The organism is Nonomuraea sp. NPDC049750 (genome assembly GCF_040659625.1).
Classification (GTDB): Bacteria; Actinomycetota; Actinomycetes; order Streptosporangiales; family Streptosporangiaceae; genus Nonomuraea.
This window is the reverse complement of the sequence record NZ_JBFANB010000003.1, coordinates 73,446-86,106: the sequence shown is the minus strand read 5'-3', so window position 1 is coordinate 86,106 and position 12,661 is coordinate 73,446. Positions and strand designations below refer to the sequence as shown.

Sequence of the window (12,661 nt, the reverse complement as noted above, 5' to 3'; positions counted from 1 at the left end):
TCGGGGGTTGACCTGGGCAATCGTCGCCGACTGCACTGGTATGGGCTGGTTGAGGTGCCCCGAACCTTCTGGACATTGGACCAACCAACCTGGCACCTCTGTGCCGCTTCGTAGCCACGATCGGCTCGATGGTGAATTCACCAGGCCAAGTGGATCGATCAGCAGGAAGGCCCGCTCACCCCGTGACGGTCCAGATGAGCGCGGCGCTGTCGGTGAGGTCGGGAAAGACGACGTCCGCGCCCGCCGCCTTGAGGTCGGCAGTGCTGCTCTCGCCTGATGCGATGGCGATCACGCGCGCTCCGCCGTCCCTCCCCGCGATGACGTCTTGAGGCGTGTCCCCGATCAGCACAGTGAGGTCAGGACTGTAGGTGAGCCCGTTCTTGCCGCGGGCGCGATCCTGTGCGACGGGGACAAGGCGGGCGCGCACGGGATCATCCTCCCCGTAGGCGCCTATCTCCAGATCAAGGAGTCGGTTCAACCCGAAGATCCTCAGCTTGGCTTCTGCTGACGCCTTCGTGTTCCCCGTCAGGACGGACTGAGTGATGCCAGGTACGCGGCTCAGCGCCTGTAGCGCATCGAGTGCGCCTGGCAGGACGCGGCCCCGCAGGCGCATCTCATGCGCACGCTCCTCGTATCCCTGCGCCTGAAGGTCGATGAACCTCTCGAAGTAGTCGTCCGAGTGCGGGATTCCGTGCATGTCGAGCGTCTCGCCGAAGATGACCAGTTCGGTTCTTCCGCTGACCTCGGCCATGTCTTTCATGGGTGTGCCGGTCACCTCGGCGAAGGCGGAAGCAAAGACCTCCCGTCCTACCCCGCCCGTTTCGATCAAGGTGTGATCGATGTCCCAGAGAACGAGTCGGCTCGTGACCACGCGGACCGTCCTTCCCGCTCATGGAGACTACGCACGCCAAGACTCTCACGTGGGCAGCCGTTCCGGCTTACCGTGGGGAGCGGTGGTTCGGAACGCGCTGGTCCCGGATGTACGAGAGGCCAAATGCCATGGGTTCGGCTGAGATCTCCATCGGTGAGCGGATCCGTTTCTATCGGACGGCGTCGAAGAAGACTCAGTCGGTGGTCGCCGGTCTGGCGGGCATGAGCGAGGACTATCTGGGTCAGATCGAACGCGGCCTGCGCACGCCGACCATCGACAAGCTGCATCAGCTTGCCCGCGTGTTGGGTGTTCCTGTCGCGGTGTTGATCGGGGAACCGTCTTTCAAGGATGACAGTGTGCTGCATCCCGTGGCCGCCACCCTGCAAAAGGTCCTGACCGCCTACGAGACGCCCAGCGAGGAGAAGCCCGACCTATCCGGGCTCAGGGCGCGGGTAGATAGTGCCTGGGGCCTGTGGCAGGGATCTACCAACCGCTTCACCGAGGTGAGCACCCTGGCCCCTGACCTCACCCGCGAGGTTCAGGGTGCCGTTCGTGCGCTGCGGACCTCGACGGACGTGCAAGCGCGATGCCAGGCCCAGCAGATCGCCACCGACTTGTACTTCTTGCTGCGGACCTTCACCAAGCGCATGGGGCGGATGGACCTGTCCCTCATGGTCGCCGACCGAGCGGTCATGGCGGCCGAAGCGGCGGACGACCCCCTGAGGATCGCCGCCGCGAAGTGGAACCTTGGTCAGATCCTGTTGTCACAGGGAGAGGCCGACGGAGCGGAAGACGTAGCGCTCAGATCGATCGAGGATCTTCGCCAGGAGCTACCGGAACGCACGCCGGATCGGGCATCTCTCGAAGGTGCGTTGTGGCTGGTCGCGGCCATCGCATCAGGTCGCCGACATGACCACTGGACCGCGAGGGAACGCGTTCAGGGACCAGCCGCGGAAGCATCACGGGTATCGGGCGAAGGCAACGTCTTCTGGACCGTGTTCGGCCCTCTAAATGTCGGGCTCCATACGGTCAGCGTCGAGATGCAGGCGGGAGAGGTCTCCGAGGCGCTCTATGTCGCCGACCATCTCGATGTGAACCAGTCGCCGTCACTGGAACGCCGCATGACGTTCGCCCTGGAGGTGGCGCGCTGCTATGACCAGCGGCAAGAGGACGCGGCGGTCATCCTGCACCTGATGAACGCCGAGGCGAGCGGCCCCGAGGACATGCGCTACAACACCCTCGCGCGTGACCTGGTGAGATCGCTGCTGAAGCGTGCCCGCCCGACGTTCCAGCCCCAGGTGCAGTCCATCGCCAGGCGGATTGGTCTGCTGGAGTGATCCGTGCTGAGGGCTGACCCGCGCTCAGAGCGCGGGTAGCCGCCCCCGTCCCGCCCTACTGTCGGAACGCACTCGACACAAGAGCGAAGGGAAGGGGGCAAGATCGCATGAGACGCACTGACTCGCAGCCTTCGGCAGCGCCGGCCGACCTGAGGTGCTGCCTCTTCCTGCTTCCGCTTGCTCCCGAAGCATGTGTCTCCGCGCGGCAGCGCGTCCGTGGGGTGCTGACCGTGTGGCGGTTGCCCGACCTGGTCGAAATTGAGACCTGCAAGGCCGTGTGGTGCGAGGTCGACCAGCACGGACATCCTCCCTTCGCCCGCTGCCGTTCGGTGGCGGAAAGGAGGGGTTCCCATGAGTGAGCTGCGCAGCCCCGGATGGGTGGTGATGCGGTCCGTGTGGCGTCGTAGGTTCTCCGCCTTCGGCTGCTGGACCTCTGCGCGGAGCGTGATCATCGACGCGGTCGCCGCCGAGAAGCTGATCCGCGAAATGCGGTCGATCATGATGGAGCGCTGGCATCGAGGCGAACGACACGCATGAGTCTTTACAACATCCCACGGTGTCTCAGCCCGCACGTCCCCTGGCCAGTAGATCAATGCGAGCGACTGGCACGGGAAGCAGCCCGCGCGCGGGAACGCGTTCGCGTCGTCGCGTGGACCTGCGACTGCACATCACCGGTCTACGCACTGTGCGCCTCTGGCGTCAGTGGTTCATCAGACGAACGGCAGGCGTCGTCAAGGAAAGCCGCCAGTGGCCGCTGTGGCACGAAGCGCAAGCGATGTGGTCGGCGCTGTTGACGGGGCAGGTGCGCTGAAAGATCGGTCCTCGAAACTGGGCGCATGGCGACACATCCTCTCCTAGCGCAGGGGAAAGGAGTCTCGCGACATGCGCCCGTGTGGGCGAACGTGGTCGCGCGGTTGACTGTTGCGGTTCTCCGGATGGTCGCAGCAATGAAGGTCCCGCGCGATCACGTCCGCCCGCTGGGGCAGGCCGGGTTCCCGCCGCCCGCCTGCCCCTCCCCCTCCCCCGTCCCGTCCCGTCCCGTCCCCGAACGGTCGGCCATCGTGATCGCCCCGATAGTTGGCTGTCCCGCGTGATGGAAGTCGCTGTGGCCCACCTCACTCAGGAGGTGGAACGGCTCAGTGCGAATACGACAGCGCGCCGTCCGTCTCGCTGCTCGCTGGCGCTGCTCAGGCCCACGGTCAGGTGATGCTGCTGCTCTCACATGCGCCGAACGCGCGGATACGCCGAGAGTGTCCTGTCGCAGCGTAGGTTGAGCATTCTCACTGAAGGTTGAGTGACTGACGGGCAGCGAGGCCGAAATGCCGGCGCCCCAGGCTGGGGCACGCTGGCAAGATCTCAGCATGTCTACCGACGTCAGCGGGATGATCGAGTGCCGACCGGGTGCCCGCCTTTGGGGCCCGGATGACGAGGACTCTGTGTGGCAGGCCGCCATCGATCTCTTCCTGCTCAACCGCGGCAACGCTTACGACGGACTCTCCTGTCTCTTCGGGATTCGCAACACCTTCGGCTTTCGCCCTGTGGCTGAAGATCGTGGCTTTCCCCGCGACGCCTCGGAGAGGCTGACCAGTAAGTTCGCCGTCTATGGTGGACCCGCCGACGTATTCGGGACGACGTGGCTCACTTGGGCTGAGGTCGCCTCTGTCGACTGGACGGAGACGGACAGTTCCGGCAGGCGAAGCCGCGGCATGGTCGCAGGCGACGAGAGCGACTGGGGCCGGGTGTGGAGTGTGATGCGCACGCTCAGCGAAGTGCACGGCGCGCAGAATGTACGGCTCGTCGTCTGGTTCTACTGATCACACGGGCTGGTCAGCCACGGCGCCGAGTCACAACTGGGCCTTGCGGGGGCGGTGGAGCCTCTATCCCAGCGTAGACAAACGTCGCCGGGATGAGCTCGGAGAAGTACTTCAACGTGTCGGCGACCTCTGCTCCCGACCTGGTCGTCAGCGAGTGGCGTCATAAATCCTGGGTTCAGGAGATCAGCGATCGCCTGTTCGGGCTGATGACGACGTGATGCACCTGGGGCATGCGATGCCGACACCGACATCCCAGTGGATGTCCCTGATCGTCTCGGGCTCGCTCCGGTTATGTGGCCGCTTGCGTTTGGAAGGCGCCCGAGCGATTAGCGAGGACCATGCTTTTGTGGGGGTGTGGGGGGCGCTGCCCCCCACTAGGCGCAGCCCGAAGCCCATTGCGCGAAAGCGCCCCAAAGCGGAGGCCCATGCTTGTTCAGCCGGTCAGCGGTCTGAACTCCTTGTGTCAGCCGGTCTTGGGCGGGTCCTGTGACTGCGCGTGCTGCAGTTGGACGCAGCATTCACCGGGGTGTGGGGCCAGGACCGCCTGAACGGCCGTGGCTTGCAGTCCTTGCAGGTACCCGGTGAGGAAGGCGTGGTTCATGCCGCAGACGAGGTCGGGGGCCTGGGCGGAGAGGGGGTGAAAGGGGCAGTTGCGCAGCCGTAGCCGGTCGGGGGCCTGCCGGGTGGGTTCGAAACCGTGCTGGTCGAGCATGTGCTCGCACAGGGTCAGGCCGCGTTCGGCGCCGAGCCGGCCGGGGCGCAGGCGTGCGCGATCCTGCCCGCCGAGTTCGTGGCCGTGCTGCCTGGCGGTGCGTACGGCGGCGGTCGCGGCGCTCTCGTCGTCGCCTTCGGTCAGGACGGCTTGGAGGAGGAGGCCGGCCAGCAGTTCGTGGCGGCGTTCGGGGATGCTGACCTGGATGGGGCTGTCGGTCGGCTCGTAGACCTTGGGCTGCCGGCCGACCTTGCGCCCTCCGGCGGGGGACACGTACCGAGTGCGGAGCAGGCCGACGTCGACCAGCTTGTCCAGGTGGAACGCGGCGAGTTTGCGGGAGATGCCAACGCCGGCGGCTGCCTCCTCGCGTGTGACGGGCTGGCGGGCACGGCGGATGAAGGCGAAGATCTGCCGCCGGGTGCCCTCGCCGAGCACGCTGAGGGAATCGAGCGCGGCATCCGCCGGAGACGCCGGCTGGCTCATGTCGGAGGTCACGCGTTCATGGTAACGCCAGCATGCATTGCCAGACGATGGGTAGCAGCCTATTGAACGGCCCTACTTGACCGCCATCCCTAATAAGACCAAAATCCATTGGTGAAAAGGAGGTGGCCGTGATGACCCAGCCGCATCAAGCCAAGCAGCCGGTCAGCGCCGCGCTCGCCGGCCCGTACGGGCACCCGTTCCATCCCATGCTGGTCACGATCCCGATCGGCGCCTGGGCGGCCAGCCTGGTCTTCGACATCGCCTCACAGCTCGTGGCGGACCCACGCTTCCTGTCCCAGGGGGCGATGTGGCTGATCGCGGTCGGCGTGATCGGCGCTCTGGGCGCGGCCATGGCAGGATTCCTGGACCTGTTCGCCATCCCCGCGGGCACGCGCGCGTTCCGGCTGGCGCTCACCCACATGACCCTGAACCTGCTGGTGACCGCCGCCTACCTCGGCAATTTCCTGTGGCGGCACTCCGAGACCGTCACCGGCAGCATCCCCGCCGGGCCGCTCACGCTCAACGCCGCCGCCTTCCTGACCTTGGCCGTGTCGGGATGGCTGGGCGGCAAGCTCTCCTACCGCTACGGCGTCCGCGTGGCCGACGAGACGACGCAGGCCGAAGGGTTCATATCCGCCGGCCGTACCCACTGACACTCCGCACCGGCTGCCGCACCGTCCCGGTGCGGCCATGATCAATCTGGAGTTCCCATGAACATCGCCGCACTGATCACCTGGGTGATCACCGCTCTTGGCGGTTTCTACATGCTCGGCACCTGGCTCTCGCGCGGCGGCGCCCGCGGCGGCAGCCACCTCCCGGTCCCGGTGATCTTCGGCCATTTCGCGCTGGCCGCCGTCGGCCTCGTCGTCTGGATCGTCTACCTCATCGCCGACCTGGATGCGCTGGCCTGGATCGCCTTCGTCCTGCTGGTGCCCGTCGCCCTGCTCGGGTTCGTCATGCTGAGCCGGTGGATCCCGGTACACCGTGCCCGCGCCACCACCGCACCAGCGGCAGGCGAGCACACCGCCCCCGCCGAGCGGCACTTCCCGGTCGCCGTGGTCGGCGCACACGGGCTGTTCGCTGTCGTGACCGTAGTCCTGGTCCTGCTCTCCGCCCTGGGCGTCGGCGGCAGCTGACATTCCCCAGCGTTCCACCGCCTTTCCCCAGCCGACACCGTCGGCCTCGCGGGAGGTATCGTGCCGCTGCCCACATCACACCCGCACGCCTCCGGCGCGCACCGCGCACGCCGGAGGCCGGGGCCGTGCTGACGGTCAGCTCGGGTTGAGATCGTTCTTCCAGATTTCCCGCTCGTCGCGGCGCGGGTCGTGGACGATGACGTTGTCCGGCATGTTGTCGCGGTAGAAGGTCATCACCGGGCGTTCGGTGGTGTTGTAGGGGGCCCACTGGCCGAGGTCGCCGGTCTTGACGAACTCGACCCAGCGTCCGTGCAGGGCGTCCGCCAGTTCCTGGGGCGGGTTCGGACCGGTGAACTCCGCGCTGTGGGGATTGTCGAGCGTGTCCCACACGAAGGGGAGCGGAAGGCTGTGGCAGGCGCCGAGCTTGACGCGGAGGGTGTTGGGCGTGGTGGGTGACCGCCAGCCGAACTCGAAGACGTGGGTGGTGGCAGGCGCGTCGCCGCGAGCCTCGGCGATGCGGTAGGTGGGGATGCGGAACATGCGGTCGGTCAGCGTCGCGCAGGCGATGCCGGAGGGGGCGTTGCGCGCGTACGGCTCGACGCTGGTATCGGCGTAGCGGTCGTAGAAGCCGGCCGGGGCACCGTAGACCTCGGTCCTGGTCCTGAACGGCGCCGCACCGGGCCAGCCCACCATGGCGGTGGGAACGACGAAGGCCCTGAACTCCTCGATCGTGGTGCCGATCAGCAGCGGCACGTCACCGCCACAGCCGTCGGCGATGGCGTCGATCGGCAGTCGCGGAACCACCTCGCCGTCGACCACCGGCATGAACGACATGCCGCACGAGGCGATGGTGCTCGCCCCGTACCGCGCGGGGTCGGCGCCGGAAGTGACGTCATCGCTCACCTCGGCCTGCGCCGTTATCAAGGCGGCGGTGTCCACTGCGGCGAGCGCCTGGGCGGTCGGCGCCACACCCAGCCGGGTGGCGACGGCGGCGGTGACAAGGGCGGCGTCCTGGAGGGTCTGGCCGATGTGCGCGGTGCCGCTTTCGACAATGGCCTGGTGGAACAGCTCCCGGTCGAGGGAGAGCAGGGTCAGCACGCTCATCGCGCCGGCGGACTCGCCTGCCACGGTGACGTTGCCCGGGTCGCCGCCGAAGCCGGCGATGTTGTCCCGCACCCACTCCAACGCGAAGATCTGGTCGAGCAGGCCGCGGTTGGCCGGGACGGCAGCGTCTTCGATGTAGGCGAAGCCGTCCATCCCGAGGCGGTAGTTGATGGTGACGCAGACGACGCCGTCGCGGGCGAAGGTGGCGCCGTCGTAGGTCGTCACCGCGGAGGAGCCGGTGGTGAACGCGCCGCCGTGGATCCACACCAGCACCGGCATCGCGGCATCGGAGCCGGCGGCGCTGGTCCACACGTTCAGGTTGAGGTAACCGTCCCCGGGGATGACCGGGTTGTGGAACAGCTCGCCGAGCTTGCCCTTGAGCGGCGGCTGCGGCGGGGTCGGTCCGAACTCGTGAGCGGGCAACGGCGCACTCCACGTATCGGGCGGCACGGGCGCGCCGAACCTGTTCGGCCCGACGGGAGCGGCGGCATAGGGGATCCCGCGGAAGGACGTGATCCCGTTTTCGATCAGCCCCGATACCGGGCCATAGGCGGTCGAGACCTCAACGGTGGTGGGTGACATGACACTCCTCGGCCGGGACAAGGCGGTGCACACTCACACAGGGCCGGCCGTCCCCCGGAGCACCGTCCAGGCCGCCAGCTGCAGCCCGTCACCTTATCGTTACCCAAAGTGATGTCCCTTCATCTCATTGCCGGGTGACGGAGACCTCGTCGCTGCGGGCGGCGCCCTGTGGCCACCCCCCATCGGCCTGGGCTATTTGTCCAAACCGGACGTCTGGACAATGTTTGGACGGCTATCCGGCGGATGTCCGTTGCCGCCGTTCGAGGCGCCCGGCATAGTCAGAGCTGCTCTCGCCTCCCCCGCCTATCGGGAAGTCTCCCTCCTTCCAGAGATCATCTCTCGCGGAGAGATAAGGGCGAGAAATTGAGTTCACACCCCGGGCCTCTCACAAAGGAGTCGACCAATATGAAGATCCACGTAGCAGCGGCTGCGGTGTCCGTAGCGACGATTGGCACGCTCTTGCTGACCACGGGCCCAGCGAGTGCCCACACGTACGACGGAAAGGACCCCTACAGAAGCGGGTGCGCCAACAGCAAGGTCTACACCGGGAAGAAGGCCTCGCTGAGCAACGAGATCGATGACACCCTGGGCACGATCCGGCTGTATTACTCCCGTCGTTGCGGCACCAACTGGGGCGAGGTGACGGTGCCCAAGAACGCGACCGGCCATATCACCGTCTTCACCAGCCGCAAGAACATCTCCTTCACCTACCGCGCCGGGAACGGCGGGCACCACTGGGGCGACATGGTCTACGCGCCAAGCGGCGTCTGCGCCCAGGCCACGGGCAGCGTGACGGCCGGAATCGGCCGCGTCAACAAGGGCAGCGGCACCACTGCGAAGGCCTGCGGCTGATTTGTGATCGCCCCATCAGCCGCCTGCACCCTGGCGCAACGGCCGAGCTTGGGCAGCTTGGCGTCCTACTCCCGAGCCGCGGCCAGGGTCGCTTGGTCCCGTCACCGCCCCACTCGCGCTCCATCGTGCCGCATGCCGCTCAGCACCTGACCACTTCCGCGCCGCCCAACGCCAACGACGCTGACCAGCAACTCCGTCCCGGTGTTCGTCGGTGCGGAGAGACGAACCTAGTAAAACCTCCGCTTTCGGTGGGGGGGTTATGCGGCGTGGCATGGGCACGCATCGGCGCTGGGATCGGGGCGCGGCGTGAGATGGTCAGAACCGCCAGGTTGCGCCAGCCCGGCAGGTGAGTGATCGTCTGCGCCTATCTCGGCCCACATGACCTTCCCGCCACACGGGGAGGGGTAGGTGCCCCAGCGGCGCGCCAGGGCGCCTACGGCGCTCATGTGGGGGTCCGGTGGGGTGGTGTCTGGCGGGGTGGGGTCGGTGTCTCACACGTCGATGATCAGGGCGTCTGCGCGGCGGTGGACCCGGATACTCACGGCGGCGATGGTGGCGCAGTCGATGTCGGAGTATCGGGGATTGGGGTCGGGGTGGCCGGTGTTCTCGACGGCGCGGGCGAGCAGGTGGCCAGCGGTCCGTTCGGCAGGGCGTTCGAGGTAGGGCAGGCCCCACACTCGGGCGCTGATGCGGGCGACTTGCGCGCCGAGGGTGATCGCGGTGTGCAGCGCCAACAGGGTGACCTCGGAGGCGCGCACGGTGGGCGGCACGGGCGCGAACCGGTCGCTCATGAGGCCCCGTGATCCTCGGTGGGCAATAGGAACGGTTCGGCGTCGCGGAGGTAGTGCGCGAGCGTCGGTTGGACAGTGCAGACTCGCCGCGCCCCCCGGGGCCACCATCGCCGCAGGAATCCGGGGCGGCACAACCGGCACCTCCCGCGCGGGTCGACGCGGTGCCGGGCGTTGATCCCCAGCAAGGCACCGGCCAGCCGTAGGAGCCACCGTTCGGCGGTGGCTTGGTCCACAACGATCGCGGGAACCTCCGCCGCGATCACCTGACCGAGCAACTCTTTCAGCCGCCGGTCATGGACCTCATGGACAGGTGCCGGGGTCATTGCGTGGCCTCGGTGGTGTGGGACATCACCAAGACATCAGCGCCGGTCTCTATCTCGATCAGGGCGCGCATGGCCTGATAGATGCCGTCGAACTCCGACAGATGCTCCGGAGCGGGGATCACCACGGTGCTGATGTCGGGGCGGCACAGCGCTTGGAGAAGCTCACCAAACGCCGATCGCCGGTAGGGGTGCGGGTGCTCGGTGTAGATGTCGACCAGGTCCAGCCCTGACCGCGCCGCGAACCCTCGCAGGCGCGCGGTGATCTGCTCGCTGGCGGCGGTGTCGGTGTCGGGTCGAAGCCGCACGTACCCCACCGCCCGGCGTCGTGCTGTTGGTGGGAGGGCCGATCCGGGCAGCGGTCCCGGATGCGTGACCGGACCGGCCCAGACGATGGGGCGGCCCGAGGCCGCCAGGTAGTTCCAGCCGATCACCGGCTCTGGTGCTGCGTGTTGTGTGGTCACGGTGTGCCTTTCGCTGGTCGGCTGGAGGTGCTCCCACAGTGACCAGCAACCCGCACATGCGGCCATGACCAATAACGCATATGGATATGCGCCCCAGCGAATACCTGGATTCGCAACGTGATCGCGTGGTTACATTCGGGGTGCAGGGATCTCCGATGTGGCGGTGAGTCCAGATGACCGACACGCAGGCGCGGCGCTGCCGCTGCGGGACACGCCTAGCGCGCGACAACACCAGCGGCCGGTGCGCGGCATGCACCACGGGCGCACGTGAGGCGACTGGTACGCCCGCCGGGCCGCCGAGGGCGCCGCCGGAGTTCTGGACCCATCCCAGCATGCGCTCAGCGCTCGACCAGTGGCACATGGGCAAGGTCATCGCGGCCTATCGCGCCCACCCGCACCACGACCGCCCCCTACGACAGGAAACGGTGGCAGCGTGGGTGGGCATCACCCAACCCCAGCTGTCCAGGATTGAGAACGGCCCGCCGATAACCGACTTGGGCAGGCTCACACAGTGGGCGCGACTGCTGCACATCCCGGCTGACCGGTTGTGGTTTCAGGTACCGCAGCAGCGCGCAGCGCGCCCACCAGCGCATGCCTCAGCCCCGGCCGCGGAACCGCCCCCGGTCCCTGTTCCGGTTTCGGCGCGGGCCACCGTCTCGGGGCCCGGTGAGGATGCGGCGGCGGCAGTGGCGGCGTGGCGGGCGGTGGACGCCCAAATTGGCGGCGCTCACCTGTACGCGACCGTCACCACCTACCTACGCGACCACCTCAGTCCCCGCATGTTCGGCGGTGAGGGGACGCAGGTGTTCACCGCGGCCGCAGCACTCACAGAAATGGCCGGGTGGATGGCGCATGACGCCGGAGACGACGACCGCGCCGGGCGGCATTTCGCGCGGGCGCGAGACCTGTCCGGCGTGGGCGACGACCCCCATTTGAGGGTTCACGTGCTCGCGAGCCTGGCCCACCTCGCGCACCATCGCGCCCACCCCGATGACGCAATCGGCTACGCCGCTCAGGGACAGCGCGAGTTGACGGCGGGGCCGGCTCACCCCGAACTGGCGGCGCGGCTGTGGGCGTTGCAGGCTCGCGGGCACGCCGCCGCAGGACGATCACGGGAAACGCGCGCACTGTTGGGCCGCGCTGAGACCGCCCTGCAGGGCAGCCACAGCGCGGCCCCGTCGCCCTGGGTGTCACCGTTTGATGCTGCGTCCCTCGCCGGAGACGCGGCCCGGTGCATGCGGCAGCTCGGCGACCTACTCGCAGCCCAGCGCCACGCCCAGCGAGTTCTAGAGCTGCGGCCGGCCGGCCGCACCCGCTCCCGCGCGTTCGGGCACCTCACCCTGGCCGGTGTGCTCATCGAACGCGGCGCGTTGGACCAGGCGTGTGCAGTCGCGACCGATGTTCTTCATACCACCGGGTCGCTAGGCTCGTATCTGGTGATTCAGCAACTACGCGATCTGCGCGACCAGCTTCAGCCGCATCGCGCCACCGCATGCGCGCGGGGCTTCCTCGACCACCTGGCCGAGGCGCTGCGGCAGCGTGAATGGCTCTACCAGCTCACCACCGACACCACACAGCCAAGGACCAGCCCAACCCCATGACCGAGCCCGACACCCGGCCGCTCTACGAACGCGATCCCGCCGCCTACCGCGCGCATCTGACCGAGGGCAACGCCCGCCAGGCCCGCAAGCGCGTGGGGGTAGATGCCCTCATTTGTGATGATCATGGCCGTGTGCTGCTCGTCGACCCCACCTACAAACCCAATTGGGATCTCCCCGGTGGCATGGCCGAAGCCAACGAACCACCGCTTGATGCCCTCCGCCGAGAACTGACCGAAGAACTCAGCCTCCACCTCCCGGAGGACATGGCGTTGGTGTGTGTTGACTGGGTGCCACCACACGGCCCATGGGACGACTCGGTGATGTTCATCTTCAACGCCGGAATCCTCACCGCCGGCCAAACCGCCGCGCTACGCCTTGCCGATACCGAGTTGGGCGCGTTCGAGTTCTGCACTCCCGACCAAGCGCGGAAGCGGCTCCGGCCGTACGTGTGGGCACGCCTACAGGCCGCGATCACCGCCGCTGACGCTGACACTGTCGCGTACCTGCACAACGGCCGCCCCGTCAGCTAGTCTGCGCAGCGCTTGGCGGTATTGAAGGGAACCTACGCCCGCCGTCTCACTTGCACCCGTCTCT

At 67.6% G+C, this 12,661-nt stretch carries 15 protein-coding genes; 10 read left to right on the top strand and 5 right to left on the bottom strand.

The window, feature by feature from the left end:
• Positions 1 to 175: 175 nt before the first annotated feature.
• Positions 176 to 871 (bottom strand): HAD family hydrolase, encoded by a 696-nt coding sequence (locus AB0J16_RS09140; protein WP_358536326.1) that lies wholly within the window; start codon positions 869 to 871, stop codon positions 176 to 178.
• A 128-nt stretch (positions 872 to 999) separates the two neighbouring features.
• Here AB0J16_RS09140 and AB0J16_RS09135 point away from each other — a divergent pair, with 128 nt between their 5' ends.
• From AB0J16_RS09135 to AB0J16_RS09115, 5 genes are all read left to right on the top strand, one after another.
• The gene (locus AB0J16_RS09135; RefSeq protein WP_358536323.1) at positions 1,000 to 2,208 is read left to right on the top strand and encodes a helix-turn-helix transcriptional regulator; all 1,209 of its coding nucleotides are present in this window, start codon (positions 1,000 to 1,002) and stop codon (positions 2,206 to 2,208) included.
• Between the two features lie 351 nt (positions 2,209 to 2,559).
• A complete protein-coding gene (locus AB0J16_RS09130) occupies positions 2,560 to 2,745 on the top strand; it encodes a hypothetical protein (RefSeq protein WP_358536320.1) in 186 nt (61 codons plus the stop codon).
• A gap of 112 nt (positions 2,746 to 2,857) precedes the next feature.
• Positions 2,858 to 3,019 carry a hypothetical protein gene (locus AB0J16_RS09125; protein WP_358536317.1) on the top strand — a complete coding sequence of 54 codons (162 nt, stop codon included), beginning with the start codon at positions 2,858 to 2,860 and terminating at the stop codon, positions 3,017 to 3,019.
• A gap of 550 nt (positions 3,020 to 3,569) precedes the next feature.
• The gene (locus tag AB0J16_RS09120) at positions 3,570 to 4,022 is read left to right on the top strand and encodes a hypothetical protein (protein WP_358536314.1); all 453 of its coding nucleotides are present in this window, start codon (positions 3,570 to 3,572) and stop codon (positions 4,020 to 4,022) included.
• Positions 4,023 to 4,114: 92 nt separating this feature from the next.
• Positions 4,115 to 4,240, top strand: a complete 126-nt coding sequence (locus AB0J16_RS09115) for a hypothetical protein (RefSeq protein ID WP_358536311.1) — start codon at positions 4,115 to 4,117, stop codon at positions 4,238 to 4,240.
• Between the two features lie 245 nt (positions 4,241 to 4,485).
• Here AB0J16_RS09115 and AB0J16_RS09110 read toward each other — a convergent pair whose 3' ends face one another.
• Positions 4,486 to 5,229 carry a helix-turn-helix domain-containing protein gene (locus tag AB0J16_RS09110; RefSeq protein WP_358536308.1) on the bottom strand — a complete coding sequence of 248 codons (744 nt, stop codon included), beginning with the start codon at positions 5,227 to 5,229 and terminating at the stop codon, positions 4,486 to 4,488.
• Between the two features lie 119 nt (positions 5,230 to 5,348).
• On the opposite strand from AB0J16_RS09110, the gene AB0J16_RS09105 reads away from it, so the two are divergent.
• Both AB0J16_RS09105 and AB0J16_RS09100 read left to right on the top strand, forming a co-directional pair.
• Positions 5,349 to 5,870 carry a DUF2231 domain-containing protein gene (locus AB0J16_RS09105; RefSeq protein ID WP_358536305.1) on the top strand — a complete coding sequence of 174 codons (522 nt, stop codon included), beginning with the start codon at positions 5,349 to 5,351 and terminating at the stop codon, positions 5,868 to 5,870.
• Positions 5,871 to 5,927: 57 nt separating this feature from the next.
• Positions 5,928 to 6,353 carry a hypothetical protein gene (locus tag AB0J16_RS09100; protein WP_358536302.1) on the top strand — a complete coding sequence of 142 codons (426 nt, stop codon included), beginning with the start codon at positions 5,928 to 5,930 and terminating at the stop codon, positions 6,351 to 6,353.
• A gap of 135 nt (positions 6,354 to 6,488) precedes the next feature.
• Here the strand turns inward: AB0J16_RS09100 and AB0J16_RS09095 are convergent, their stop codons facing one another.
• Positions 6,489 to 8,039, bottom strand: a complete 1,551-nt coding sequence (locus AB0J16_RS09095; RefSeq protein ID WP_358536299.1) for a carboxylesterase family protein — start codon at positions 8,037 to 8,039, stop codon at positions 6,489 to 6,491.
• A gap of 405 nt (positions 8,040 to 8,444) precedes the next feature.
• Between AB0J16_RS09095 and AB0J16_RS09090 the strand changes: the two genes are divergently transcribed.
• Positions 8,445 to 8,891, top strand: coding sequence for a DUF2690 domain-containing protein (locus AB0J16_RS09090; RefSeq protein ID WP_225290036.1), 447 nt, complete (start codon positions 8,445 to 8,447; stop codon positions 8,889 to 8,891).
• A gap of 491 nt (positions 8,892 to 9,382) precedes the next feature.
• Here AB0J16_RS09090 and AB0J16_RS09085 read toward each other — a convergent pair whose 3' ends face one another.
• Positions 9,383 to 9,682 (bottom strand): hypothetical protein, encoded by a 300-nt coding sequence (locus tag AB0J16_RS09085; RefSeq protein WP_358536296.1) that lies wholly within the window; start codon positions 9,680 to 9,682, stop codon positions 9,383 to 9,385.
• A 319-nt stretch (positions 9,683 to 10,001) separates the two neighbouring features.
• On the bottom strand, positions 10,002 to 10,466 hold the full coding sequence (locus AB0J16_RS09080) for a hypothetical protein (protein ID WP_358536294.1): 465 nt from the start codon (positions 10,464 to 10,466) through the stop codon (positions 10,002 to 10,004).
• Positions 10,467 to 10,798: 332 nt separating this feature from the next.
• On the opposite strand from AB0J16_RS09080, the gene AB0J16_RS09075 reads away from it, so the two are divergent.
• Positions 10,799 to 12,067: a helix-turn-helix transcriptional regulator gene (locus AB0J16_RS09075; protein WP_358536291.1), complete on the top strand. Its 1,269-nt coding sequence runs from the start codon at positions 10,799 to 10,801 to the stop codon at positions 12,065 to 12,067.
• Complete coding sequence (locus AB0J16_RS09070; RefSeq protein ID WP_358536289.1) at positions 12,064 to 12,597, top strand: NUDIX hydrolase; 534 nt, start codon at positions 12,064 to 12,066, stop codon at positions 12,595 to 12,597. The genes AB0J16_RS09075 and AB0J16_RS09070 overlap by 4 nt, the downstream gene beginning before the upstream one ends.
• The last annotated feature ends 64 nt before the right edge of the window (positions 12,598 to 12,661 follow it).